Source organism: Orbus sasakiae, assembly GCF_039542345.1.
Classification (GTDB): Bacteria; Pseudomonadota; Gammaproteobacteria; order Enterobacterales; family Orbaceae; genus Orbus; species Orbus sasakiae.
The window spans coordinates 196217-221013 of the sequence record NZ_BAABHY010000001.1 but is presented as its reverse complement, the minus strand read 5'-3'; the positions used below and the strand labels follow the sequence as shown (position 1 = coordinate 221013).

Annotated in this window: 17 protein-coding genes; 8 read left to right on the top strand and 9 right to left on the bottom strand. The window is 40.7% G+C overall.

The features are described from left to right. Positions 1-26: 26 nt before the first annotated feature. Both ABEA36_RS00890 and smpB read right to left on the bottom strand, forming a co-directional pair. On the bottom strand, positions 27-1076 hold the full coding sequence (locus ABEA36_RS00890) for a LacI family DNA-binding transcriptional regulator (protein ID WP_345487768.1): 1050 nt from the start codon (positions 1074-1076) through the stop codon (positions 27-29). Between the two features lie 14 nt (positions 1077-1090). After that, the gene (gene smpB / locus ABEA36_RS00885) at positions 1091-1573 is read right to left on the bottom strand and encodes an SsrA-binding protein SmpB (protein WP_345487766.1); all 483 of its coding nucleotides are present in this window, start codon (positions 1571-1573) and stop codon (positions 1091-1093) included. 72 nt (positions 1574-1645) lie between these two features. On the opposite strand from smpB, the gene ABEA36_RS00880 reads away from it, so the two are divergent. Genes ABEA36_RS00880 through ABEA36_RS00860 form a run of 5 tightly spaced genes read left to right on the top strand, consistent with a single transcriptional unit; the run spans position 1646 to position 3592 of the window. After that, positions 1646-2077 carry a type II toxin-antitoxin system RatA family toxin gene (locus tag ABEA36_RS00880; protein ID WP_345487763.1) on the top strand — a complete coding sequence of 144 codons (432 nt, stop codon included), beginning with the start codon at positions 1646-1648 and terminating at the stop codon, positions 2075-2077. Between the two features lie 14 nt (positions 2078-2091). Further along, a complete protein-coding gene (locus ABEA36_RS00875; RefSeq protein ID WP_345487761.1) occupies positions 2092-2376 on the top strand; it encodes an RnfH family protein in 285 nt (94 codons plus the stop codon). 4 nt (positions 2377-2380) lie between these two features. After that, the gene (gene zur, locus ABEA36_RS00870; protein ID WP_345487759.1) at positions 2381-2836 is read left to right on the top strand and encodes a zinc uptake transcriptional repressor Zur; all 456 of its coding nucleotides are present in this window, start codon (positions 2381-2383) and stop codon (positions 2834-2836) included. 7 nt (positions 2837-2843) lie between these two features. Then, the gene (locus ABEA36_RS00865) at positions 2844-3200 is read left to right on the top strand and encodes a DMT family transporter (protein WP_345487757.1); all 357 of its coding nucleotides are present in this window, start codon (positions 2844-2846) and stop codon (positions 3198-3200) included. After that, positions 3200-3592, top strand: coding sequence for a DMT family transporter (locus ABEA36_RS00860; RefSeq protein WP_345487755.1), 393 nt, complete (start codon positions 3200-3202; stop codon positions 3590-3592). Before ABEA36_RS00865 ends, ABEA36_RS00860 begins: the two co-directional genes overlap by 1 nt. A gap of 500 nt (positions 3593-4092) precedes the next feature. Here the strand turns inward: ABEA36_RS00860 and ABEA36_RS00855 are convergent, their stop codons facing one another. Both ABEA36_RS00855 and ABEA36_RS00850 read right to left on the bottom strand, forming a co-directional pair. Beyond that, positions 4093-12375, bottom strand: coding sequence for an SdrD B-like domain-containing protein (locus tag ABEA36_RS00855; RefSeq protein ID WP_345487753.1), 8283 nt, complete (start codon positions 12373-12375; stop codon positions 4093-4095). Beyond that, entirely contained in the window at positions 12375-16166 is a 3792-nt protein-coding gene (locus ABEA36_RS00850; protein WP_345487751.1) for a hypothetical protein, read from the bottom strand. Before ABEA36_RS00850 ends, ABEA36_RS00855 begins: the two co-directional genes overlap by 1 nt. Before the next feature lie 576 nt (positions 16167-16742). On the opposite strand from ABEA36_RS00850, the gene ABEA36_RS00845 reads away from it, so the two are divergent. Then, on the top strand, positions 16743-16997 hold the full coding sequence (locus tag ABEA36_RS00845) for a YfhL family 4Fe-4S dicluster ferredoxin (protein ID WP_345487749.1): 255 nt from the start codon (positions 16743-16745) through the stop codon (positions 16995-16997). Here the strand turns inward: ABEA36_RS00845 and ispH are convergent. From ispH to folE, 5 genes are all read right to left on the bottom strand, one after another. Further along, complete coding sequence (gene ispH, locus ABEA36_RS00840; RefSeq protein WP_345487747.1) at positions 16994-17941, bottom strand: 4-hydroxy-3-methylbut-2-enyl diphosphate reductase; 948 nt, start codon at positions 17939-17941, stop codon at positions 16994-16996. The genes ABEA36_RS00845 and ispH overlap by 4 nt on opposite strands. Further along, positions 17938-18423: a signal peptidase II gene (lspA, locus tag ABEA36_RS00835; protein ID WP_345487745.1), complete on the bottom strand. Its 486-nt coding sequence runs from the start codon at positions 18421-18423 to the stop codon at positions 17938-17940. The genes ispH and lspA overlap by 4 nt, the downstream gene beginning before the upstream one ends. 72 nt (positions 18424-18495) lie before the next feature. Further along, on the bottom strand, positions 18496-21303 hold the full coding sequence (gene ileS / locus ABEA36_RS00830) for an isoleucine--tRNA ligase (RefSeq protein ID WP_345487742.1): 2808 nt from the start codon (positions 21301-21303) through the stop codon (positions 18496-18498). Between the two features lie 107 nt (positions 21304-21410). Further along, positions 21411-22355 carry a bifunctional riboflavin kinase/FAD synthetase gene (gene ribF / locus ABEA36_RS00825; RefSeq protein WP_345487740.1) on the bottom strand — a complete coding sequence of 315 codons (945 nt, stop codon included), beginning with the start codon at positions 22353-22355 and terminating at the stop codon, positions 21411-21413. Between the two features lie 96 nt (positions 22356-22451). Further along, the gene (folE, locus tag ABEA36_RS00820; RefSeq protein ID WP_345487738.1) at positions 22452-23111 is read right to left on the bottom strand and encodes a GTP cyclohydrolase I FolE; all 660 of its coding nucleotides are present in this window, start codon (positions 23109-23111) and stop codon (positions 22452-22454) included. Positions 23112-23356: 245 nt separating this feature from the next. On the opposite strand from folE, the gene mog reads away from it, so the two are divergent. Together mog and argR are read left to right on the top strand one after the other, a co-directional pair. Continuing rightward, positions 23357-23926 (top strand): molybdopterin adenylyltransferase, encoded by a 570-nt coding sequence (gene mog, locus ABEA36_RS00815; protein ID WP_345487735.1) that lies wholly within the window; start codon positions 23357-23359, stop codon positions 23924-23926. 387 nt (positions 23927-24313) lie between these two features. Beyond that, positions 24314-24784, top strand: a complete 471-nt coding sequence (gene argR / locus ABEA36_RS00810) for a transcriptional regulator ArgR (RefSeq protein ID WP_345487733.1) — start codon at positions 24314-24316, stop codon at positions 24782-24784. The last annotated feature ends 13 nt before the right edge of the window (positions 24785-24797 follow it).

The window sequence follows — 24797 nt, the reverse complement described above, 5'->3', positions numbered from 1 at the left end:
ATTTAGATTCATATCATAAAATACGGTTAGCGATCAGATGATAAGGATTGTGTTGAACTGCGTATGATAAGTTCGCCGGCAAACAGGATATCTTGTGGTTTTCCTTGATAACCATTAATACGTTTCAACAATAACTCAAATGTAGCGTAACCCATGCGATAGGTCGGTTGTTTAATAGAGGTAATACCATCGCCAACAACAGCAGCCCATTTGGGATCATCAAAGCCAAGTAAACCCACTTCTTGGCTATTGGCTAAATTTAACATCTTTAAGGCTAAAGCAATCTCGAGCGTTAATGATCCGTTGATTGAAATAATGGCTTTACGCTTTGTCGGATAAGCATCATAAAATTGGGCGATTTGGGTTGCTAACAAAGCGCGATCATGTTCACTATCCGTTTGTTCTGTAATTTCAATCACATCCCCTGACACATTGTGATGATTTGCTACCACTGATTTAAAGGTATTAACACGATCAAGCCGTGAACTAATCCCCACTATCGGTTCGCTAATGAATAAAATTGCGTCAAACCCATTATCAATAAGATGCATTGTTGCCAAAGTCGCGGCTTGAATATTATCTAAACCCACTCTATCTGCGCTAAAATTTTCAATCTTTCGATCAACTAATACTACGGGGTAAGGGTAAGCGGTAAGACTATTAACATGTGAGCGGATGGGGTGAAAAACGAGCCCTTCTACACTGTAGCTCGATAGCAACTGCAGATAATAGTGCTCTTTTTCAAGGCTCCGGTTGGTATTACACACCAGTAGTGTATAGCCATTATCTTGACAGGCTTTTTCCAGCCCTTGCATGACTTCAACAGAATAAGGATTGGTAATATCAGGAATTAAATACGCAATCAATTTTGAACTGCCTCGCTTTAAACTGCGAGCCATTTGATTGGGCCGATAATCTAAAATATTGATTGCCAATTCAATTTGCGCTTTAATCCGTTCAGATAATGCGTCAAATTCACCATTTAGATAGCGTGAAACACTGGTTTTACCGACTTTAGCAAGTTTTGCAACATCACTAATTGTCGGTTTTTTATGTGTACTTGCCAGTGAGTTCATCGGCGTAGGAGGGATTAACGATTAGCGTTTTTCATAATTCGCGCTTTATTGACTTGCCATTCGCGATCTTTAACGTCAGCACGTTTATCGAATTGCTTTTTACCTTTAGCCACACCTATTTTGATCTTTGCCCACGCATTTTTCCAATACATGGATAACGCAACAACCGTATAACCTTCACGGTTAATTCGACCAAATAATGAGCTTAACTCTTTCTGGCTAAGTAGCAATTTGCGTGTCCGTGTCGGATCACAAACAACATGGCTTGATGCAACATTTAATGGTGTAATCGTCGCACCAAATAACCATGCCTCACCATCTTTAAGTAACACATAGCTATCACTAATGTTGACTTTACCTGCGCGTAAAGACTTAACTTCCCAACCTTGCAAAGACAGGCCAGCCTCGATTTCTTCTTCAATGAAGTATTCGTGACGTGCGCGCTTATTAAGTGCAATTGTTGCCGAACCCGGCTTGTGTGAATTTTTCTTCGTCATAATGTGCGATATTATAGATTTACATGATACTATATGCCACAACTTTATGTGTAAATATAGTAATTTAAATTTATGACCCGTGTTTTTTATGAAATAAAAGAGCCTTACTCAGCCAAACAGATGTATGATTTGGTTAATGATATTAATACCTATCCACAATTTGTACCTGATTGTGTTGATGCGGGTATTTTACAACAACAAGATAATGTTACCAAAGCTTTTCTTGAAGTTGAAAAATTAGGTTTTAAGAAAAAATTTATTACGCTAAACAGACTATCAGAACCCCGTTCTATCGAAATGTCATTAGTTGATGGCCCATTTAAAAAATTACTTGGATATTGGAGTTTTACCCCCATATCAGATCATGAGTGTAAAATTAGTTTTGATTTGACGTTTGAATTTAAAAGCAAATTACTGGATATTACCTTTACTCCACTGTTTAAAGATCTAATGGAAAACATGGTTAAGGCTTTTTCAAATCGAGCAAAACAAGTTTATTCATAGATAGGATGGATTGAATGATTAAAGTACAAGTTGTGTATGCGCTTCCTGAAAAGCCAACGGTAATTGACTGTCGCGTCGATGATCAAACAACCGTTTTACAAGCAATCACACAATCCGGTATTTTATCACTGCATAATCTGACGTTAACGGATCATCCAGTGGGTATTTTTGGTAAGCAAGTTTTATTAACCGATCCGCTAACTGATGGCGATCGGATTGAGATTTACCGACCATTAATTAATGATCCAAAAGAAATCAGGCGTCAACGAGCTGCCGAACGGCAAAAGAGAATGAGGTAAGTCAATGAGTCAACATCATCATTTAACAATCCTAAATGATATTGAAGCCGTTTGTAAGAAGCGTAACGTTAAATTAACTAATCAACGAAAAATTGTGCTAGAGATTATGTTACGCGCAGAAAGAACCATGAGCGCTTATGATCTGCTTGATTTACTAAAATTAGAAGAACCTCAAGCTAAACCACCCACGATTTATCGGGCCTTAGAATTTTTGTTAGAACAAGGATTTATTCATAAAGTTGAGTCTTCAAATAGTTATATTATTTGTCCGCATTTTAGTCATCCCAATCATATTTCGATTTTATTTATTTGTGATAACTGCAAACAAATTTTAGAAAAACATAGTCATGATATTGAACATAATTTACAACAATTGGCAAACAAGAACCAATTTGATGTTAAACACAGTATCATTGAGATACATGGACTTTGTACATCCTGCCAAGTGTTAGCTGACTAATGAGCTTATGACGGTGACTATTTTTTGCTTATGGTTATGCAGTATTTGTTGTGATACGGTTGGCCAAATTGCATTTAAATACGCCGCTATCTCCCCTAAAAATCGTAAAAATTGGTATTTTTGGTTAGATTTGTTAAATAACTATTGGCTTTGGATTGGTGTACTCTCTTATGGCATCGGTTTTTTATTTTGGATCGCATTTTTAACGTTACTACCACTATCTCAAGCTATTTTATTGGGTTCAGCAAATATTATCAGTGTTATGCTTGTTGGTCGGCTGCTATTTAAAGAGCAACTCACACCTTATCGTATTATTGGTGTTGGTTTAATCACCGCAGGTGTTGTTTTAGTCGGGGTTGGATGATGAAACGATTTTATCTTATCGGATTTGCTTTCTTACTCCTATTTGATACGCTTGGCCAAACAGGTTTTAAGTTTTCTGCGATTAATGCCCTGCCACTGGATTATTCGATAGAGTGGGTCATGCGAATTTTATCAAATAAATGGATATATATCACCACCCTGAGCTATATGGGTGCATTTTTTACATGGATGGTTTTATTGAAAAAAGCGCCTGTGGGGCCAGCATTTGCGGCTTCACGTTTACAAATTGTGACCGTCATGCTGATTTCAATGTTCATTTTTAATGAACAATTGACGCTAACACGTTGTTTAGGTGCATTGCTCATCATTAGTGGTATTATATTTTTAGCTTTTGCAGAGAAAAAACTATCAGCAAAAAAGGGGAAGAACTAAAAAGGCCCGACAATAATGTCAGACAAAAGTGAATGAAATAAGAAATAAAAAAGTTACTACACGTTTTTTCCAGTCCGACTCTCCCCCCTATGTTATATATGACAAAAAAAATAATTTTATTTAATAACTGGGATCATTTTCAGCACTTAACTCGCATGCTTTTCAATAAAAAAAACCGCAAAAGTGATAAATGATATGGATTAGATTATTAATGAAGACGGTTATCATTGAAAATCGTTTGTAACGATCAATAAAAGACATATGATTTTCATAATCTATTAATTGCAAAACAATCGATCGTTTATATCGATTATAAATATCGGTAGTAAAAATATAAAAAAGCCCGGGGACACCGGGCAAAAGTAAATAACTTAAGAAATAAAATTGTTACTATGTTGTTTGCCTTTCCTCCCTTAATTCATTACGACTAAAAACGAATTGATCAAATCATCAGTTCAATCACCAAACACCGAAAAAAGCGTGTTTGGCGATAAGACTCACTATTTATCTTCACTAATTTTAAAATCAATTTTACTTGGTAAACCAGGTGATAATCTCACCACAATCGGATTACGCCCAATCACTTTATACCCTTTCGGTAAACTTTTCGGATCGAGTTTTAATACAAAGTTTGTGCCGCGCTCCCAACGACCGCCGTTCACGCCCGCTAAGTGATATCGACCAAACGCATCCGTGGTGATAATTTCACTGCGGACTGTCACTAATTTCACCCCAGCAAGGCCTTCTTCGCCTTCGTCTTGAATCCCATTACCATTCCTGTCCACATACACCGTGCCAAAAATCAGCGCATTATCAAATAACGGGTCACTGGTTACCGTCACCGTCGCCTGTGACGTATTCGAGGCATCCTTACCGCTGCGGTCTATCGCCACCGCCACGTTTTTATACTCACCTTGCGTCACACCCGCACCCACAACTAACATATAGGTTAACGTGCGTTTGGTTGGGAACGCACTGCCCGCACCCTGACCACCAATGTCCATCGGACCAAAGAACACTGGACGTCCACCTGTCGGCTCCGCTATCTTTTGCCCGTCAAGACGCGCTGACCCTTTCACATATTTAAAGCCCGCCGGGATTAAGTCCTTAATCATCACATTAAACGCCGTCGTCGCTTTGTTGTTTTCAATCGTAATGGTATACGGCACAATATCACCCACCACCACATTGTCTTTTAGCGCCTTTTTGTGAATGGTTAAGTCTCCACCCGCCGACCGGTAACCAAAGTATAAATTACCTAGCGTGATTTCATTGTTCGCCGCCGTACTTATCGCTGCTAAAATCGTATGGGTTTCATTAACCACATCCACCGTACTTGATACCGGTGGGATTAAACTAATCGTCCCCGCCTGAGAGTCATAACTCGGGTCCATCTCCCCTAACGGATGCGTCGGTGATACCGCTAATGCCGCACTACCAAACAAGACCTGAACATGGTAATCCATCGTCGGGTCTAAGTTACGGAAACTAAACTCACCATGACTATTCGTGTTGACCGTAATTGGGTTGCCTACCGTATCGAGTATCGCCCCGTTTGTGGTATCAAGCAGTGACACTTCCACCGGGTTTACCCCCGCATCACCACTGTTGTATAAACCACTCGCACTGGCATCGTTCTTCAACTCACCCACCAGCGCACCCCCTTTGATATAACCAAAGTGCTGATTGGTTAACGTGCTACCGCTCACCGTAATCACTGCCGTATTCGCCGTCGTCGCCAGACTGCTGGCACTATACACATCATCCGGGTCAAAACTCGCCTTAAATGTCGTTGGTACCCCGCTAGTTGCAACCGTCCAACTGCCCGGTAATAACCCCGTGGCACTGTAAGCCGTTGAACCACTGGCGATGGTGCGCGTGATATTTGGCACCGACCCGCTGACATGACTCAGTGTCACCGTCACCGCCGAACCCACATCACTGTCGATAGTATTGGTATACACACCATCATCGTTTTTATCCCAGAACACATTACCACTCACGCCACCAGCACCTTTCCACGCAAAGTGGCTGTTTTGTGCCTGTGTGCTAAGCGCCGATAACGTATAGGTCTGCGACATCTTCGCCGTCGTACTCACCGGCACGCCCGCCGTCACACCGCTACTGCTACTGGTCAACGTAAAGCTGTTGATGTAATTGCTACTTGGCTGAGTCACTTCAACGGTATACGCCACATTATTCGTTAAGTTAGCAAACTCATAATTCCCACCAACAACCTTGGTTGTTTTCAGTAAGGTACTGCCGTTATATAAACTCACGACATAAGTCGGGAAGAAACCGCTCGCATCAATCGCAATATCCCCTGCCATCACATCCGCCGCTGCCGGTGGCAGTGGGTCCTGGTCATCAACGTCTATCACCACTTTACCTGAGATTATCGCATTCGCTTTCACACCAAAACTGACCGTTGCCCCTTTGACGGCTCGGGTTATAGCTGTTGGTAATATATCCACCTCTGCGCCATTAGTGACAACCGTTGCGGTTGTCCCAAACGTATCTGCAATATAACTGTATGAATAGTCCGATGACGGCAGTGTGTCTATCTCAACGGTCCATAGCCCCGCCGCTAAGTTCTCTATCGTGTATTCACCGTTTGCCGTTGTCAGGTTAGAGTAACGCACCACACTCCCTTGTGTCGCTTTAATCTTCACACCCGCTAACTTGTCATCCACGGCTGAATGACGTGTTCCGCTACCACTGATATCACGATAAATATAACCGCTCAATCCCCCACTACTCTTGTAACCAAAGTCTTGAGTGGTCAAGTCACTGTTTGCAGCACTGACCACTAAGTTAACACTACTGCTGCTACTCGTACTCGTCGCTGTTGATAACGGGTCAAAACTAATCAGATGACCCGCTAACTGCGGATTGGTTGAATCCACACTGACTTTATACGTATGAATACTTAAATCCGTAAACTCATAGTAACCATTACTGTCCGTTGTTACCGTGCGACTCACAAAGCCCGCAGTATCCGAACTTAATGTCATCGTTAGTCCCGTCACTGGTGTATCCGTCCCATTTACCGCATGGATACCATCTGTCGGGTCAACATCAAGCACCACATAACCACTGATTTTAGCCCCACCTTTATACGCGACCTCAAGATTAGCAAAAGTGGGATCGCTGGCCGTAATCGCCATCGTCAATGGCAGCGCCGTACTACCCGTCACTTTGGTTCCTGCACTGTTTTTGCTGTAACTTAACGTATAACTGCCCCAGTTCGTCATCGTCTGACTGGCTGTCGGCGCAACATCTAAACTCCAGTTCCCTATCGGTAAGTTATCAATGCTGAATTTACCGTCAGTGTCCGTTATCGCTGTTTTGGTTATCATTACGCCATTGATGGTCGCTTTTAACGTTAACGCCACACCAGCAAAGTGGGTATCTACCGCACTTCTTGCTCCATTGCCGTCGATATCGACAATAAATTGACCACTCACCTTGCCATTGTATCTGTAAGCGGTACTTTGTCCGGTGACATCTGCCGATAGCCCCGTTGTCTCAAACGTATTGGTATTGCCCGCAATACTACCGATACCACTTGATGGAATCAATGACGTTCCTGCCAACACCGCAGAGGTATTGTCTACCGTTACTTTATAGTCCGTCCCTTTGGGTAACGCCGTAAAGCTGTATTGACCATCTAAAGAAGATGCATTCGCTGTTGTGGTCGTCTTGAGTGTACTGTAAGCTGATGCGCCCGGTGCTTTATACTCCAGTTTCACTGTCACGCCATTTAACAAATTACCGGCTGTTCCTTTAATTAAATCACCATCAACATCGACCCACACATCACCCGTGATTTTTTGTTTACCTTTCACCAGATAATGGTTATCCGTTGAGCCGGCCGATGGTAGATTTGCTACATCAATAACTACATTAGTTGAGCCACTACCACTTTTACTTAATTTAAACGCATAGTCAGTGATATTTGACATATCAATTTTTACTGAATAGTCTACCCCAGTACCAAATATCAAGTTCGGGAATTGATATACACCATTGACGGTCGTCGTGGTCATCAGTTTAGTACCTGTTGCCCCGATGCCATCATAAAGTTCAACCGTTACGGCATTGCTGTTACCGATTAAGTGAGCATGACTATCAAGTGAAGTTGTTGAGATACTGGCATCGGCAAAGTCGACATATACTTTACCTTGAATCCCCTCAGCACTAGCCGTCTTATACCAAAAGTTTTTACTGTTAGAACCTGACGTGGTTAAAGTAATACCAGATAAAATATCTAGTGGTTGTGTTGTTCCATCGGCATTTTTGACAATTGCATAACCAGTAGGAGAACTGATTACATTAATTTTATAGGTATCACTGGGTAAATTATAAAAATGATAATAACCGCTGCTATCACTGATTTGACGGGCAATTTCGATGCCATTACCATCGATCAATCCTAATAAAACATTCGCCATTGCAGTATTCACACCATCATCAATTAATGTTTGACCGGCTATACCACTATTAATCGCACTACTGCTTGTGTTACCCGCGGTAGGATTACTGTTTGACCCTCCCGCAAGAAGAAAATATTGGTTTGATGCTGATATCGGCGTTTCCCCAATTGTAATTGCTGATAATGTATCTGTCGCCACACCATTTGCATTTTTAATCACACCATAACCACTTGGTGTGACCATTTTTACGATGTAGTTAGCATTAAGATCAATACCACTAAAACTATAATAACCTTTAGCATTGGTTTTAACTGTTTTATAAGGTATTGTCGATACACTATTTTTATGCAGTTCGATTGTTACGTCCTCAACAGCTAAATCTCCCGTTTTACTAAAATTGATATCAACGACACCATTATTGTTAATATCAATCATGACATTACCGGAAATTGAAGCATCACCTGTCTTCTTAAAAATAAAATCAATACCACTGACTATTGGGGCTGTCGCGTTAGCAATACTGATACCATTAATCGTCTCTGCACTTTTTAACTCATAACCACTTGGTACTCCGGTTGTCGTCACTTTAATATCATAATTACTATCAAATAGATTGCTAAACTCATATTCACCATTGTCATTTGACGTTGTGTAAGTATAGAGACTTCCGGCCTTCCATAATTCAACCCTCACACCGCCAACCGGACTGTCACCATCGGCTGGGATATAGTTGGCATCATCATTAATATCGTAAAACAGCTGGCCACTAATTTTGGTATTATTTTTTAGTTTTACTAACCAATATTGATCTGGCGCCCCACCAGATGTTGATGTAACTTGAATAAAATCTAAACTATTCGTGACTAGACTTGGTAAATAACTACCTTTACTTTGGCTACTGTTAGCCACTAATTCAAATTTTGATGTATCTAACCCCTTTAATTGTAATAATGCATTTGTCATATACAATTTATCACCACGGGTAGAATTCGCTGCAGTATAAGAAAATCGACCGTTTGTTGAAACATTACTATCAATAAAATCTGGATCGGCCAAAATGATATTCTCTGTCCCAGCAATAAAATAGTTTGGATAAAGACGTGGTGTAAAAAATCCTTCAACAGAAATACCGCTATTTAATTCACTGCTGGTCAATGCAATTGATTTATCATCTTTTATACCATTTCCAGATACATCTAAATAAATGTGTCCAGATACAGCTTCAGTTACATTTAACACTCCAGCCTGAAAATAAAATCGGTTATAACTCCCCAAACCGTCGGCAATTGCTCCATCTGATAAGACTTCAAATTCAATGGTTCCAGCATTACTCGAAGGATCTGAATCAGCAATATCAAGGTAACCACTTAAATTGACATCGTGTACTAGCTTATACTTTCCTTCAGGTAAGGATCTTAACTCAAAATTATTATAATAATGGCCGGCGGCTCCCCAATATTGATAGGTACTACCATCCCAATAATAAAATTTGAAACGACCACCTCCATTTTCGGCAGTACCTGCCCCAGCATAAGCTCGATCCCCATTAAAATCATTTACTGGGTGACCGCTAAATACGCCTTTTCCTTGCATTAAAAAGTTCTTTGTAACCGGAACATCGATTTCCGTAAAGTTCACGATATAAGTTGGAAACAAATCTTTTGCACTATTGGTAACGGGTGTTGTCCCTGTACGTAACACTTTCACCATATAATTAACACCGGCCGTTATACCATCTGTCGTTCCCGTAAATTCATATTTGCCATTGACCGTTGTGGTTTTATGACTGAGATAATTAGCACCACCAATGGTACAATCGCTACTATCACCTTGCGAACAAAGCAGAACCGTTGCGTCAAACAATGTTAAGTCATTCTCATTATTTGGCTGACCTTGCTGAATAACCTTATCGGAATATCGAGTATCTAAATATACCGTGCCACGAATAACATAATCATTTTGTTTTAGCTTTAACCAAAAGTTAGTATCATTATTAATCGTCTGCCCGCCCGATAAATTGACATAAAGATAAGAGTTTGCAGCTGAAGTTTGAGCTGTCACGTTTTGATCATTATTTTCAAAGGTGACATCATCTGCGGTAACATTACTGATTGAACCAAATTGATTACTGACGGTTATACGGTACTCACCATCCGGTAAATTAGTAAAATTATATGCACCATTGGTATTCGTGGCATAAGTTGTAATCCCTTGCCATACACCGGTTGACACTTGTTTACGAGCTAAACTAACTCGAATAGCATTGATAGGACTATCAATATTTGGATCATATGAACCGGTTGTACCAGGATGACTTTTGTTTAAATAAACATAACCCGATACATTATTTGGTGTTTTACCTCGAAACGTAATATTACCTGAACCACTGTTTGAGCTATATGTACCATTAAGCGCTGAACGGACAAAGTAATTTGCCGATGCAATAGTTAAATAGTCAGAATCATATTCATCTAATTTAAAATAATAAATACCTCCATGATCGGAAGCACTATCAATTCGTCCAATATAGCCATAGCCATCAGGGCCTGAAAGATAAGAAGCAATTAGCGGTGTAGAATCTAATTTTGTAGCAGGTGTAATACCATCTTCTTCATAAAATGTCCCTTTCATATAAGCCGCAGCAGTACTCCCCGTCAATCCATTTCTATTCCCACCCCAGTTGATATTATTATCAGCATTGTACATATAATCAGTGACATATAATTTTGATATACCAATGCCTGAATACCAAAAGTTTTGATCTATTTTTGTACTATTTAATCCAGTGATAATAATTTCTCGAGGAGCAATATTGGCTTGGTTGCCATTGCTGAGAGTAACTTTTCCTTTATGGCTACTTAATGAGGATGAAGAAGTTGAAGTCGATTTACCATCAGTATCACCAACAAATACATATTGAGCGGTATTAATACCCGATTCGGTTATTTCAACTTTATAATCTTTACCTTTGGTTAATCCTCTAAATCCATAAGCACCGTTTGCTGATTTTGATGTCTGAGTTGAATAGAGCTTCCAATTTGTACCATCGTATTGATAGAGGTTAACTGTAGTAGCAAAACGCGTGCTCGCGGTAGCTGGTCTAGTATTACCTGTATTTCCACTATCTGGGCCTAATTGAGGAAATTGGTCAGACGCTAACGCAAACACATAACCACTTATACTCGCAAGCGTCGTATCATTAGGATCAACTTTAACCAAAAAGTTAATTGCGGTCGGATTACCGGTGGTAGATGTAACTGTAAAGCTTCCACTAGCAGGTGTGACAGGTAAATAAGGATTACTAATATTCGTCACAGCTACGTCATAGTTACCTAATGGCAAATATTTAAAGTTATACTTACCATCATCGCCGGTCGTAATCGTCGATGATCCTAAAACTTTGGTTGTTGTTCCAGAATAGTAAACCTCAACCTTCATGCCAGATGCACCCGTATCACTTGCCGCAGAATAACTGCCATCATCATCCTGATCGACAGCGACAATACCATCAGCCCCCCAATCATTACGTTCACGGACATTAAATGAGCCGGATTGATCATTACCTAACATAGCAAACACAATTTCATCAATATATTGATTATTACTATTTGCTAACGTAGCATCCCATAATGCATATTTTTTTGTATTTGTCATATCATCAACAATATCTGATGGTAAAACTTTAGCTGTATAACTCACATTCATCAGTGTATTTTGAATATTGATATAGCCAGATAAGTCAGTTGCCAGATGCATACTAGGGTAGCCTGATACAGAAAGTGTAACGGGAATAGTCTTGACACCGGAAGAATCAGCATCTTTAATTTGTAAACGAATATCACCACCTTTACCTTTTAAAAAGACATTCTGACCAGAAATACCACTGGCCCCCGTCACAGAAACCGTTATCATTTCGCTTTCATCGTGACTTGTTTGTGCTTTAACTTTAAAACTACCTAGTGTAGGGGTACTAAAGGTATAGCTACCATCAACAGACGTTGTGGTTATTACTGGAGTACTTAATGAGGTACCTGAACTATCTAGTAATTCAACGGTTAACCCTGCTAAAGGTGCATTGGTGTTTGTTTGGGTATTATCATAATCCAAAAAGACCTTACCTGAGAGTGGTGCGGCTAAAGCACTTGTGCTCATCATCAGTCCCAGCGTCAGGGCTCTCACACCCCCCTTAATCCATCGTTTCATCATCACTGCTTTCTTATTATCTGTATTGTGTCGCATTATCCCGTCTCCCGATAAGCGTAATTTTTTTGCTTTTGCGTTTGTGTTTGCTTTCCCGCTCTCGCTAGCTGCCACCAAAGGCACAGTGTGTGTCAGTATTCCGCTCATCAAAAGCTCCCCACCACGTTAATAAACCAGCCATGGGCGTTGTAGTTCATGTGCGTTAAGTTGTCGTTGTAATCGGTAAAGTTATACCCCACCCCTAGCTTGGCATTGTCACCAAGATGGCGGTACACACTTAGCACCACCCCGTCTTTATGGTCATCCGCAAGGCTTGTGCGCAAGGTGCGCCCCTCAATTTGGTATTCAAAGTCCGCATACTTAAAGTTGATGCGTGCTGCATACAAGCTGGCCCCCGAACTAAACCACTCACTCTCACCTTTATAGCGCAAGTGACCCTGACGATGTGCCGCCTTAAATGCCGTCTCCCAATATTGGCTCCACTCATACACTCCTTCAAGTGACCACACCCAACTCTTTTGGTCATACTCCACCTGCTGGTAACTCACACTGCGACTACTGCTGGTATTGGCTATCAGCTGGTCACTGGGGTCAACCCCTCGCACATACGTCACCTTACCAAATACGTTCAGGTTGTTAATCCACTGTGGTCGGTATGCAAAGCCCACCGCCGCCTCCAGATAATCACTCACCACCGCATTATCAGCCTTCGTATCACCTTGTGTATTGGCCATGTCAAACTGACCCAGCCAACTCCAGTTCTCACTGACTATCGTTTTACCCCGGTTCGTTGAGACCCACTGACGGATGTGCTCCTTTTCACTGCGCTCAAAGCGGTACTCCACTTTGCTGCGCCACTGGTAACGCTCATCTTTATAACCATACCCCACCAGATACACATCCCGCTTCGTGCCGTCGTCTCCCGTTAAGTTGGTGCTACCTTGATGACGGCTATTGACCTGACCGGTGCTGTAAGACGCCTCTATCGTCTGTGACGATGTCGGCTTATAACTCACCCCATACACATCAGATGTGCTGCGCTCAGTGCTTTGTGACTTGAACTGCTTCTCACTGTAAATATCCAGCTCGCTAGTTGCCTTCATCTTCTGACCGACTGTCGTGGTAATGCCTCGCCCCGCATTGGAGTCCACATCATTTATCACTTTGGTGTAAAGGCTTGCGCGCTCATTCACATCCCACACCGCATTCACCCCGCCGCCCGCGCCGCGGTTTGAACCAAACACTTCACCCCCTAAACTCAAGCTCGGCATCACCTGTGACTGATACCCTAACGTCGTCTTGTTGTTGTCACTGATATCACCCGACTTACGCACCGTCGCCTGCTGTATCACATAGGCCTTATCCCGTCCATCAAACAACGTCGCTTCCACTTTCACCGCCGCCAAGAGCTCTTTAGTCTCACCAGCATGGGTATAGTTGTTCTCCCGGCGGTCTTGCAGCTCAAGTGCCCCGCTGAACATTTCCGTCAGCTGGCTAAAGTACTGGGCCCGCGCTATCTTCTCTAAATGACGCCCTTTATCCTCTTCATAACTGTAACTGACTAATAGCCCTTTCTTATCTTGCTCAAAGTCATAGCGCAGCGTGCCGCCCCACTCGGTTAAGTCACTGTCACGTGCCGTTGAAAACGACGAGAATCCCGCCTGCTTACGGGAGAAGTAACCGTCAAATGTCAGTGGCACATCACCGTCAACATACTCATTAAAATCTATCGCCTGACGCACACCCCAAGCGGCCCCTTTCGTGCTGCCCGATAACGTCACCTGACTAAACCCCAGACCGCCATTGCTTGACACAAAGATATCGCTGTTTGACGCATCACTCATCGCATACTCCAGCTGTGTGTGCGTGCCTTTAAGTGGCCGTAATGTCACATCAAGCCCTTGCAGCTCATACGCCTCACCGCCGGCTTGCTCTTCATGCACATAGCTACCCCCTAAACGGATATGGTCATTTAACCAGCCATAACCCCGTGCGCCATACACTTTTTGCCCGTCCATATCAAAGCCATCTGAGTAGTACTCATACTCAGCAATTAACCACACATTATCCCCGCCCAGCAGCTGACCACCGGCAATAATGCTGCTGCCACTGCCCACACTAGCGGTCATCGGTAACGGCGTACTGAGTAACACCCGACCCTGGAAGTTATCGATTTCATAATCCGTGCCTTCACTTAACGCCTGCGTGCTTAAGACCCGTCCAGTGTTACGGTCACGAATCTCAACCGACAGTTTTAAGCTGCCCTCGGTCACCCGTTGGTGCTTTAAATAGTAAAGGCTGCCGCCCGTTGAACTGAACTCATTGTGGCTACCGCGGGTTTCACCGGTTGAGCCAAATACCGTCAGGTAACTCTTCGTGTCGCCAAACTTGGTGGTATTCTCACTCTCATGATACAGCTTTGCCCCATACAAACTGCGGTTAAAGTCCGAATACGCCGTGCCCGTCATCTGGGTGTTAAAGTTGCCCCACAGTGCATAGCTTTTGCCTTTTTCAAGCTTCACATAGAACTTGCCCTGCGTATCAACATCATTCTCTACCGTCGAATCATCACCGTATATCGGGTAGTAAGCCTGTGGGTCAAGCTCTCGCGCAAAGCGTGTCGGGTCTTTATCACCCAGCCGCCCAAAGGCATCTGCCAGCTTCGTCTCGGTGGTATCCAAATGCGCGGTCACCCGCACCTCGTCATAGTTCCCTTTCAAATAGAACGCCACCCGGCCATCCCAGCTGCCTTTGCCGCTGTAGTGATGGGCGTCCGCATCTTGTAGTATTGATTGACCTGTGCCACTGACATTATTCTGCGCATACGTGACTTCCGCCAGCCCGACAAAGAACACCTCATTGGTCTTCTCTATCACCAACGTCTCGGTCTGTGTCTGCACCGTACCCGCATCATCCGTCCAGCGCAGGTTAAAGGTGTACTCACCCGGCGCTAAAATCACTTCCCGCACCGCCCGTCCCTGACTATCGACCACCAGTGGCTCATTATTAAGCATCAATCCCTCAAGACCATACAGCCCACTGAGCTGCAGCACCACCTTACGGTCTGTCGCCGCAGCCACAATCCCCTGATTATCCATTTGATTAATGCCAAAACCCGGAATTTCGTTGCTCACCTTTAAGCGGCCGCGTAGAAAAGGTGTATAACGCGCTGGTATCTGTGATGGAGTCATCATTGATTTGGTTGATTGAGTTGTGGCTAAAGAAACACGTTGCTCGGATGTCATAACCTGAACATGTCCCCAAAAACGATCTTGTTCCTGTTGAGGCATTACAGCTAATTTACTTAGGTCAACAATTTGTACAACTTGCCCATTTTGGGTTTGTTCAGACAAGTAAGGTATCGAACTTAATTGCGCGTCTAGCAAATTAACCATTGTTTGATCTGAAATAGGTAGGTAGGCATCAAAATCACTCATTTGCGCCGTGTCATACCCCAGCGTGGTAAAACTCACCGCTCGGGTGATATCTTGTCGGCCATTGCGGGCGGTTACCGTTAATATCGCTTGATATTGACTGTCAATCGACAGCGTTTTTCCCTCATCACACTCCCCATCCCACAGCAGCGCTTCATACGGACTGATGTCGGTGAAATCAAAGGTTTTAAGGGGGGAGAGTAAGTCTTTATCATTGGCGTGATATATCGTTATGCTGTAGCGGGAGATTTTATCGGGGTAATTCGTGTAAACATAAAACCCCATCGGCTGGCTAAACTGACCATTGGCCATGAGATTAACACGGGGATTATAAATACTCAGATTCAGTTTTTGTTCGGTGTTGAAATTGTCTTGGATTACACTCATTTGAGGAGAAATATGATTCATGTGCTGTAGTTCACTGTATACAACACTTGAACCAAACAAAAAACAAGCGCCTATACCCAAACTTGGGATATGCCGCAACCAATTGCGTCTTTTCATCGTTTTTCCTATTCGCTTTATTTTATTATCATAAATACTGGAAATTAAGATGACAAAATTGTCATTTATAACTAAGCACAAGATAGCTACCCAGCTGAACCAGCAGAATTCCTCAGAATTATCAAGGAACAAAAGGTGAAATAGAAATCGTTTATATCGATCAATTGCAAAATTAATAATAGTTAAATACTATTAAAAATATCTTATTGATCGTTTATTCCAATATAAAAGCTTTTTTTATAATCATTTGAAAATAAATAATATAATGAGGGTGAGTTAAAATTTAGACAGTTTGATTTTATTTTCAGCAAAACCGAGCAAAGGATTGATGTGAAAGGGTTTATCGATAACGATAAGTTAAAAAGCATATTTTGATTATTTTTTAATTTTTTAAACTTACATTAACTTAATGTATTTTACATATATTTACATTTAATGGTAAATTCATTTACATTACCAATCAGCACATCTTATTAAATTGGATTATGCATCTTCTCGATAATAAAAGATTATAGTCAAACTCATTGAACTAAAAAAAGAACAACGTATAATGCTCAAGAATTTTCAGGAGTAGTTATGGCTTTAAAAATTACATCAAAATGTATCAACTGTGATATGTGCGAACCCGAATGTCCTAACGATGCAATCACTATGGGATTTGACACTTATCAGATCGATCCTGCAAAATGTACTGAATGTGTAGGGTATTACGATCACTCAACTTGCCAACGTGTATGCCCGATCAGTAATGCGATTATTGCTGACCCTGAGCATGAAGAAACACAAGAAGAGCTTATCGCTAAATTTGATCTGCTAAAACAGTCACGCTAGTCTTGCACAATATCAATACGCAACGCTTTTGGAATCTCAAAAATAATATCTTCTAAAATACCATCCATTTCAACTAATGACTGGCATCCCATCGTTTTAAGATGTTCAACGACTTCATTGACAAGGACTTCCGGTGCTGATGCGCCAGCCGTGACACCAATCACTTTCGCCCCATCAAGCCATTTAGCTTGTATATCGGAACTAAAATCAATTAAATAAGCGGGTTTTCCCTCGCGACGTGCTAATTCAGCAAGACGATTGGAGTTAGATGAGTTTTTTGAACCAACCACTAATACCACATCGGCTTTATTGGCAAGATCACGAACTGCAACTTGCCGATTGGTTGTCGCATAGCAAATATCGTTTTTACGTGGCCCACGAATATTAGGAAAACGTTGATATAATGCGTCAATCACTTCAGCAGTATCATCAACCGAAAGTGTTGTTTGAGTTGTGAAGCATAAAAAGTTTTCATCATGCACACGTAATTTAAACACATCATCAATCGACTCAATAAGGTAAATACCACCTTGTGGATTACTGTATTGACCCATCGTGCCCTCTACTTCGATATGTCCAGCATGACCAATTAAAATGACCTCTTCACCACGATTACTGGCTCTGGCAACTTCCATATGCACTTTTGTTACCAGCGGACAGGTTGCATCAAAGACTTTTAAACCACGTTCCTTGGCTTCATTTCTGACCGCCTTAGATACGCCATGTGCCGAAAAGATAAGCGTTGCACCATCTGGCACATCTTTCAGCTCTTCAATAAAAATTGCCCCTAACTCTTTTAGCCGATTAACCACATAACGATTATGTACCACTTCGTGCCGTACATAAATTGGCGCACCAAACAATTCAATCGCGCGTTCAACAATACTGATTGCACGATCAACGCCAGCACAAAAACCACGTGGATTGGCTAACACGATTTTCATGATTTTTTCTCTTTTTGAGTTCTAAAGCTCGACAATATAAAGAAGGCAATACCAACGCATATTGCACAGTCAGCCAAATTAAATGTTGGGTAATGCCATGTACCAAAATTCACATCAAGAAAATCAATAACAAAACCATGATAAATACGATCAAAAAGATTACCTAATGCACCACCAAGGATTAATGCCAGTGAGAAATTTTCTAGTTTTTTATTGCGACCATTTTTATACAGCATATAAATGATAAAGAGGCTGATAACAACCGCGACAACCGCCAATAACCACCGCTGGCCTTCAAGAATACTAAATGCAGCTCCTGTATTACGCGCGTAGCTAATCGAAAAGAAATTGAATAATCGGATCGACTCACCAAAATAAAAGGTATGGTGAATGATGAATTTGCTCATAATATCAGTAATAAACACTATCACTGTCAAGACTAACCAAATAAGACCATTTGCTTTTTGAAAACTTTGTTTCATATTACATCACTCTTACAGATCGGAAAACAAGCACATAACGGCTTGTTTTCCAAATCAGATCTTAATTACAACTTATGCAAAATGGCGAATCTCACCCAAGCCATGAATATTGCTATCACAGCGCTTACACAGATGAGTAACAGGATCATTATCAACCGTATAATGCCAACAACGAGGGCATTTATCACCTTTGGCTTTACTCAACTCAATTTTAAGTCCAGCAATTTCAGTACTAACGGCATGTCCCGTCGCTTCACTTAATGGTTTTACGGTAGCTTCTGAAGTCAATAATACAAAACGCAGTTCATTTTGCAAGGCTGAAACGGCATTAAAGATCTTATCGTCCGCATACAGTGTTACCGATGCCTCTAATGAACCACCAATCACTTTATCGTTACGACCTTGTTCTAAGACTTTATTCACTTCATCACGTACTTGCAAAATATGGGCCCAGTATTCACTGTTCATTTTTTCACTGTCAGCTAGAGTGAAGAGATCTTGATACCACTCGTCAACAAAAACAAACTGTTGTTTTTGCTCATTTGGTAAATATTGCCAAATTTCATCTGCCGTAAATGACAATACTGGTGCAATCCAACGCACCATCGCCTGAGCAATGTGATATAACGCCGTTTGACAACTGTGGCGCGCAACACTATCACTTTTGGCAGTATATTGACGATCTTTGATAATATCTAAATAGAATGATCCCATTTCAACTGAGCAGAATTGCATGATACGTTGTACGACTTTGTGGAAGTCATAGTTCTCATAAGCATCAATAATTTCAGCTTGTGCTTCTTGAGCTGCACTTACCGCCCAACGATCCAAAATAACCATATCTTCTGGCTTAACCAGATCCGTTTTTGGATTAAAGCCTGTCAAGTTTGCTAATAAGAAACGTGCTGTATTACGAATACGACGATAGCTATCGGCTGAACGTTTGATAATTTCGTCTGAATAAGCAATTTCACCAGAGTAGTCGGTTGATGCAATCCATAAACGTAAAATATCAGCACCCAGCTTGTTCATTACCTCTTGTGGGGTAACGATATTACCCAGAGATTTGGACATTTTTCGTCCCTGACCATCAACCGTAAAGCCATGAGTTAACACTTGTTTGTAAGGGGCTTTTTTATCAATCGCCGTTGATAGCATTAATGATGACATAAACCATCCGCGATGCTGATCTGATCCTTCTAAATATAAATCAGGTGAATGGCCATTAAACTCAGGGCGAACACTGACAACGGAATAGAATGTTGATCCTGAATCAAACCACACATCTAATGTATCTGGAATTTTACGGTAATCATCAGCATCTGGGCCTAATAAATCTTTAATATCAGCATCCCACCAAGCTTGAATACCACCTTTTTCCACAAGTTTAGCTACTTTTTCAATCAATTCAAGTGTGTCTGGGTGCAATTCATCTGTCACTTTATTAACAAATAATGTCATTGGAACACCCCACGTACGTTGACGCGAAATACACCAATCAGGACGGTTTGCAACCATTGATTCAATTCGAGCTTGACCCCAATCTGGAATCCAGCGAACTTGCTTAATTTCACCTAATGACTGTTGACGTAGACCTTCTTTATCCATGCTAATAAACCACTGAGGCGTTGCACGGTAAATCACTGGCGTTTTATGGCGCCAACAGCAAGGATAACTATGTTCAATATTTTCAAAATGCAATAACGCATCTTGTTCTTTTAACATTTCAATAATGACTTTATTACCTTTAAAGACAAATAAACCGTCTAAACCAGCTCCTGTACCTGGTAAATAACAACCATCACCACCGACTGGATTAGCTACTTCAAGTCCATATTTTTGACCAACAATAAAGTCTTCAGCACCATGGCCTGGTGCGGTATGTACAGCCCCGGTACCTGCATCAACAGTAACATGATCACCTAAAACAATCGGCTCATCAAAGTCAAATAATGGATGCTTAAAGCGTAATAATTCAAGATCAGCACCTTTACAGTTTGCGATGACCTTCCAATCCGTAATTTTAGCTCTCGCCATGACGGATTCAACTAATTCAGCAGCGAGAATTAAACATGCTTTGTTATCGATTTGTACCAGTTGATATTCGACGTCTGCGTTTAAGGCAATCCCTCGGCTAGCAGGTAATGTCCATGGTGTTGTGGTCCAAATCACTGCATAAATAGGTAAGTCAGTTTTAACGTTAAACTGCTTAGCCACAGCTTGGTTATCGACCGCTTTAAATTTGACATCGACAGCGGGTGACGATTTGTCATAATATTCAACTTCAGCTTCAGCAAGTGATGACATACAATCGGTACACCAATATACAGGCTTAGCCCCTTTCACCACATGACCATTTTTAATGACTTTACCTAATGCGCGGATAATGTTCGCTTCAGTATCGTAGCTCATTGTAAGATAAGGATTATCCCAATCACCAATTACTCCCATACGAATAAAGTCGGCTTTTTGAATAGCAACTTGTGACGCCGCATAATCACGACAAATTTGACGGAACTCAGCGGGTGAAATTTTCTCACCAGGTTTGCCGACTTGCTCTTCAACTTTTTGTTCAATCGGTAAACCGTGACAGTCCCATCCCGGAATATACGGTGAATCATAATTAGATAATGTTTTTGATTTTATAATAATATCTTTAATAATTTTATTAACCGCATGACCGATGTGTAGTTTACCGTTTGCATAAGGAGGACCATCATGCAAAATAAAACTTTTTTTACCTTTTTTAGCTTCGCGAATATGGCGATAAAGTTCTTTATCATACCAATTCTGTAACATAGCGGGTTCGCGTTTCGCTAGATCGCCACGCATAGGGAAACCCGTCTCTGGTAAATTTAATGTATCTTTATAATCTGTCATGCTTTTTTGTTCCGCTTTAATATGACTTAGTTAATAAATTAATGATGCTATTTTTCTTTCAAACACACTGACCGTGAATTTGAATAATGACTTTTAGTCGGCTAGTATCAGGAAGATACTGACAATTTTGCCTTAATCTTGTGTGCGATGCAAATATCTTGTTTAATTTGCGTCTGTAATGCTGCTAATGAGGCAAATTTAACCTCATCACGAATTTTTTCAATGAACTCGACATCTAAATACTGACCATAAATATCTTGGTTAAAATCAAAAATATTGACTTCTAGTACTGCAGTTTTACCGTTTATGGTTGGTCTAATACCAATATTTGCAATGCCGGTATAATATTGATTCGAAATGGTATTTTTAACCTTAACAAAATAAACACCGTGCAAAGCTGGTTTTTTGCGATGAAGGTGAATATTGGCGGTTGGAAAACCTAGCTGCCGAGCAAGTTGGTTTCCATGAATAACACGACCTTGAATCGTGTAAGCTCGCCCCAGTAGCATACGTGCTTGCTCAAAATGATCATCTAATAGCGCTTGACGAATGGCAGTGCTACTCACTCGTTGCTCATCGACAATATAAGTTGCTAAGCTTTCTACTTCAAATGCGCCCATTTCAGCATAGTGTTTTAATAACGCTAACCCACCTTGTCGTTTGGCACCAAATCGAAAATCATCGCCAATAACAATATATTGGGCCATGAGTTGCTTAATTAAACCCTGCTCAATGAATGTTTGTGCACTCATACTGGCAAATGTCTGATTAAATGGAATAACTAAAATATAATCGATGTCTAGTGCTTCAAGAAAAATACACTTTTCTTGAAACGACGTTAACCTTGATGGTGCTTGCTCAGGATTAAAAAATTCTAATGGTTGCGGTTCAAATAACATGACCACGGTAGGTAATTGTCGCTGCTTACCCACGTCTTTTAGGCGAGTAATCAGGGCCTGATGACCTAAATGAATTCCATCAAAATTACCTAATGTAATAACACACTGCTTAAAACGGTTACGTAGGTTATAGAGTCCGCGGATAATTTCCATTAGTTCACGCTTTTAAAAATATGGGTTTAAATAATTGTATTGCGTTATGAATAACGCGTGATTATATCAAGAACTACGATGAAACGATATAGTGAATCAGTAGTGTTTTAATGCCCTTAAGAATTCTTGTCGTGTACTCGGATTGGTTTTAAACCCCCCACCCAATGATGTCGTTGTCGTAATACTTGTCGCATCCTTTATACCACGAGCTTTAACACAGTAATGTGTTGCATCAATTGACACTGCAACATTTACGGTACCTAATAAGGTTTGTAGTGCGACTAAAATTTGCTGTGTGAGTCGTTCTTGTACTTGTGGGCGTTGCGAAAAAAATTCAACAATACGATTAATTTTTGATAATCCAATGACTGAAGATTTAGGAATATAAGAAACCGTTGCTTTACCATCGATTGTGACAAAATGATGCTCACATACGCTCGTTAATGTAATATCACGTACCGTTATCATTTCATCAACTTGCATTTTGTTTTCAATTAAGGTGATTTTAGGAAAATTGCTGTAATCCAGCCCCGAGAATATCTCGTCAACATACATTTTTGCGACACGGTGCGGCGTTTCAATTAGACTGTCATCGGTTAAGTCGAGTTGCATCAGTTTCATAATTTCACGAAAATGTGACTCTATTTTTGCTTTACGTTCGGCATTGTCCATGACAATCCGACACATCGGCGTTTCAAGATTTTTTGCCTCTAAGGCTGCCTTAACTTTTTGCGCTTCATTACTTAGCTCATTCATGATAAAAACCAATGTACAATAACAAGTTGCGTTATTATATACCAATAATCATTGAATATATACTCACTGCATTTTGTCGATTGCATAAAATTTCGTTATTTTTTTATCATAATGGGTGATTATAGTGTAAAAACAGGCTGATTATTGTTTATCACTAACCATCCCACCGCTCAAGTATTTCTGTTAAAATAGTCAATTAAACATGACTGTTAAACATTTAGTTTCTTTTTGTAAAGGATTATCACATGCTAAAAATTGGTTTAGTTTCTGTCTCTGATAGAGCATCAACAGGTATTTATGAAGACAAAGGAATTCCTGAACTCGTAACTTGGCTCAAGCAAGCGATAAAAGGTGATTTCTTGGTTGAAACAAGATTGATACCCGATGAACAACCGATTGTTGAGCAGACTTTAATCGAACTTGTCGATTGCCATTGTTGCCATTTAGTTTTAACTACCGGTGGAACGGGGCCAGCTAAACGTGATATTACACCCGATGCAACACTCGCTATCGCCGATAAGGTCATGCCTGGTTTTGGTGAGCAAATGCGTCAAATTAGCTTACACTTTGTACCAACAGCTATCTTATCACGTCAAGTTGGTGTTATTCGTCATCAAACGCTCATTTTGAATTTACCTGGGCAACCTAAGTCAATTAAAGAAACGTTGGAAGGTGTAAAAGATGCAGCGGGTCATGTATTAGTACACGGCATTTTTGCGAGTGTTCCCTACTGTATTCAGCTACTCGATGGCCCCTATATTGAAACCCAAGATGAAATTATCAAAGCGTTTCGGCCTAAAAGTGCAATAAAATAGATGCCCGTTTTGAGAGAGTACCAGGTACAGTTATCCCAGATTTTGTCATTTTCAGCTAAAAAGCGGATAAACATACTATTTGCCTGATACATTATGACAATCAATAAGGATTTATGTCCTCATTAGTGTAACAGGCAAAGATCACAAAGATTATTTGAATAAATAAAGCCAAAGCAAACGCTCAACAGAATTTTTTAAACTGGATACTAATGTGAGATTATCAATTTATATGGTATTAACTAACACAAAGTCACACCACTTTTCACAACGTATTTTCGATAATTGTCAGCATAAATAAAGATATTATGATTTATCGATTTTATTTTATGCAAATTTATTGCATAATTATCTTGTTTTTATGCAAATGAAAGATAGGGATACTAATCGATGACCACTCGCAATAAACCTGATGATCTTGTCAAAGTCTTTAAAGAGATGTTAAGGCAAGAAAAATTCAGTTCACAACTTGAAATTGTTCAAGCATTACAAGAACATGGTTTTGAAAATGTGAATCAATCTAAAGTATCTCGTATGCTGACTAAATTTGGTGCAGTCAGAACGCGTAATGTCAAAATGGAAATGGTATATTGCCTACCTGCGGAAATCAGCGTTCCCACGACCTCAAGCCCACTTAAAAACTTAGTGATTGATATTGATTATAACCATGCTATGGTTGTCATTCGTACCAGCCCTGGTGCAGCACAACTGATTGCGCGCTTACTCGATTCGATTGGTAAAGCGGAGGGAATTTTAGGTTCTATCGCAGGCGATGATACCATATTTAGTACTCCTACCAATGGTTTTACTGTAAAAGCACTTTATCACACTATCTTGGATCTGTTTGAGCAAGAATTATAATTCTTGCTCACTC

What these genes read in the sequence shown, in the direction of transcription:
- ABEA36_RS00890 (WP_345487768.1), bottom strand. Translation starts at nt 1,076, where the DNA reads ATGAACTCACTGGCAAGTACACATAAAAAACCGACAATTAGTGATGTT.
- smpB (WP_345487766.1), bottom strand. Translation starts at nt 1,573, where the DNA reads ATGACGAAGAAAAATTCACACAAGCCGGGTTCGGCAACAATTGCACTT.
- ABEA36_RS00880 (WP_345487763.1), top strand. Translation starts at nt 1,646, where the DNA reads ATGACCCGTGTTTTTTATGAAATAAAAGAGCCTTACTCAGCCAAACAG.
- ABEA36_RS00875 (WP_345487761.1), top strand. Translation starts at nt 2,092, where the DNA reads ATGATTAAAGTACAAGTTGTGTATGCGCTTCCTGAAAAGCCAACGGTA.
- zur (WP_345487759.1), top strand. Translation starts at nt 2,381, where the DNA reads ATGAGTCAACATCATCATTTAACAATCCTAAATGATATTGAAGCCGTT.
- ABEA36_RS00865 (WP_345487757.1), top strand. Translation starts at nt 2,844, where the DNA reads ATGACGGTGACTATTTTTTGCTTATGGTTATGCAGTATTTGTTGTGAT.
- ABEA36_RS00860 (WP_345487755.1), top strand. Translation starts at nt 3,200, where the DNA reads ATGAAACGATTTTATCTTATCGGATTTGCTTTCTTACTCCTATTTGAT.
- ABEA36_RS00855 (WP_345487753.1), bottom strand. Translation starts at nt 12,375, where the DNA reads ATGAGCGGAATACTGACACACACTGTGCCTTTGGTGGCAGCTAGCGAG.
- ABEA36_RS00850 (WP_345487751.1), bottom strand. Translation starts at nt 16,166, where the DNA reads ATGAAAAGACGCAATTGGTTGCGGCATATCCCAAGTTTGGGTATAGGC.
- ABEA36_RS00845 (WP_345487749.1), top strand. Translation starts at nt 16,743, where the DNA reads ATGGCTTTAAAAATTACATCAAAATGTATCAACTGTGATATGTGCGAA.
- ispH (WP_345487747.1), bottom strand. Translation starts at nt 17,941, where the DNA reads ATGAAAATCGTGTTAGCCAATCCACGTGGTTTTTGTGCTGGCGTTGAT.
- lspA (WP_345487745.1), bottom strand. Translation starts at nt 18,423, where the DNA reads ATGAAACAAAGTTTTCAAAAAGCAAATGGTCTTATTTGGTTAGTCTTG.
- ileS (WP_345487742.1), bottom strand. Translation starts at nt 21,303, where the DNA reads ATGACAGATTATAAAGATACATTAAATTTACCAGAGACGGGTTTCCCT.
- ribF (WP_345487740.1), bottom strand. Translation starts at nt 22,355, where the DNA reads ATGGAAATTATCCGCGGACTCTATAACCTACGTAACCGTTTTAAGCAG.
- folE (WP_345487738.1), bottom strand. Translation starts at nt 23,111, where the DNA reads ATGAATGAGCTAAGTAATGAAGCGCAAAAAGTTAAGGCAGCCTTAGAG.
- mog (WP_345487735.1), top strand. Translation starts at nt 23,357, where the DNA reads ATGCTAAAAATTGGTTTAGTTTCTGTCTCTGATAGAGCATCAACAGGT.
- argR (WP_345487733.1), top strand. Translation starts at nt 24,314, where the DNA reads ATGACCACTCGCAATAAACCTGATGATCTTGTCAAAGTCTTTAAAGAG.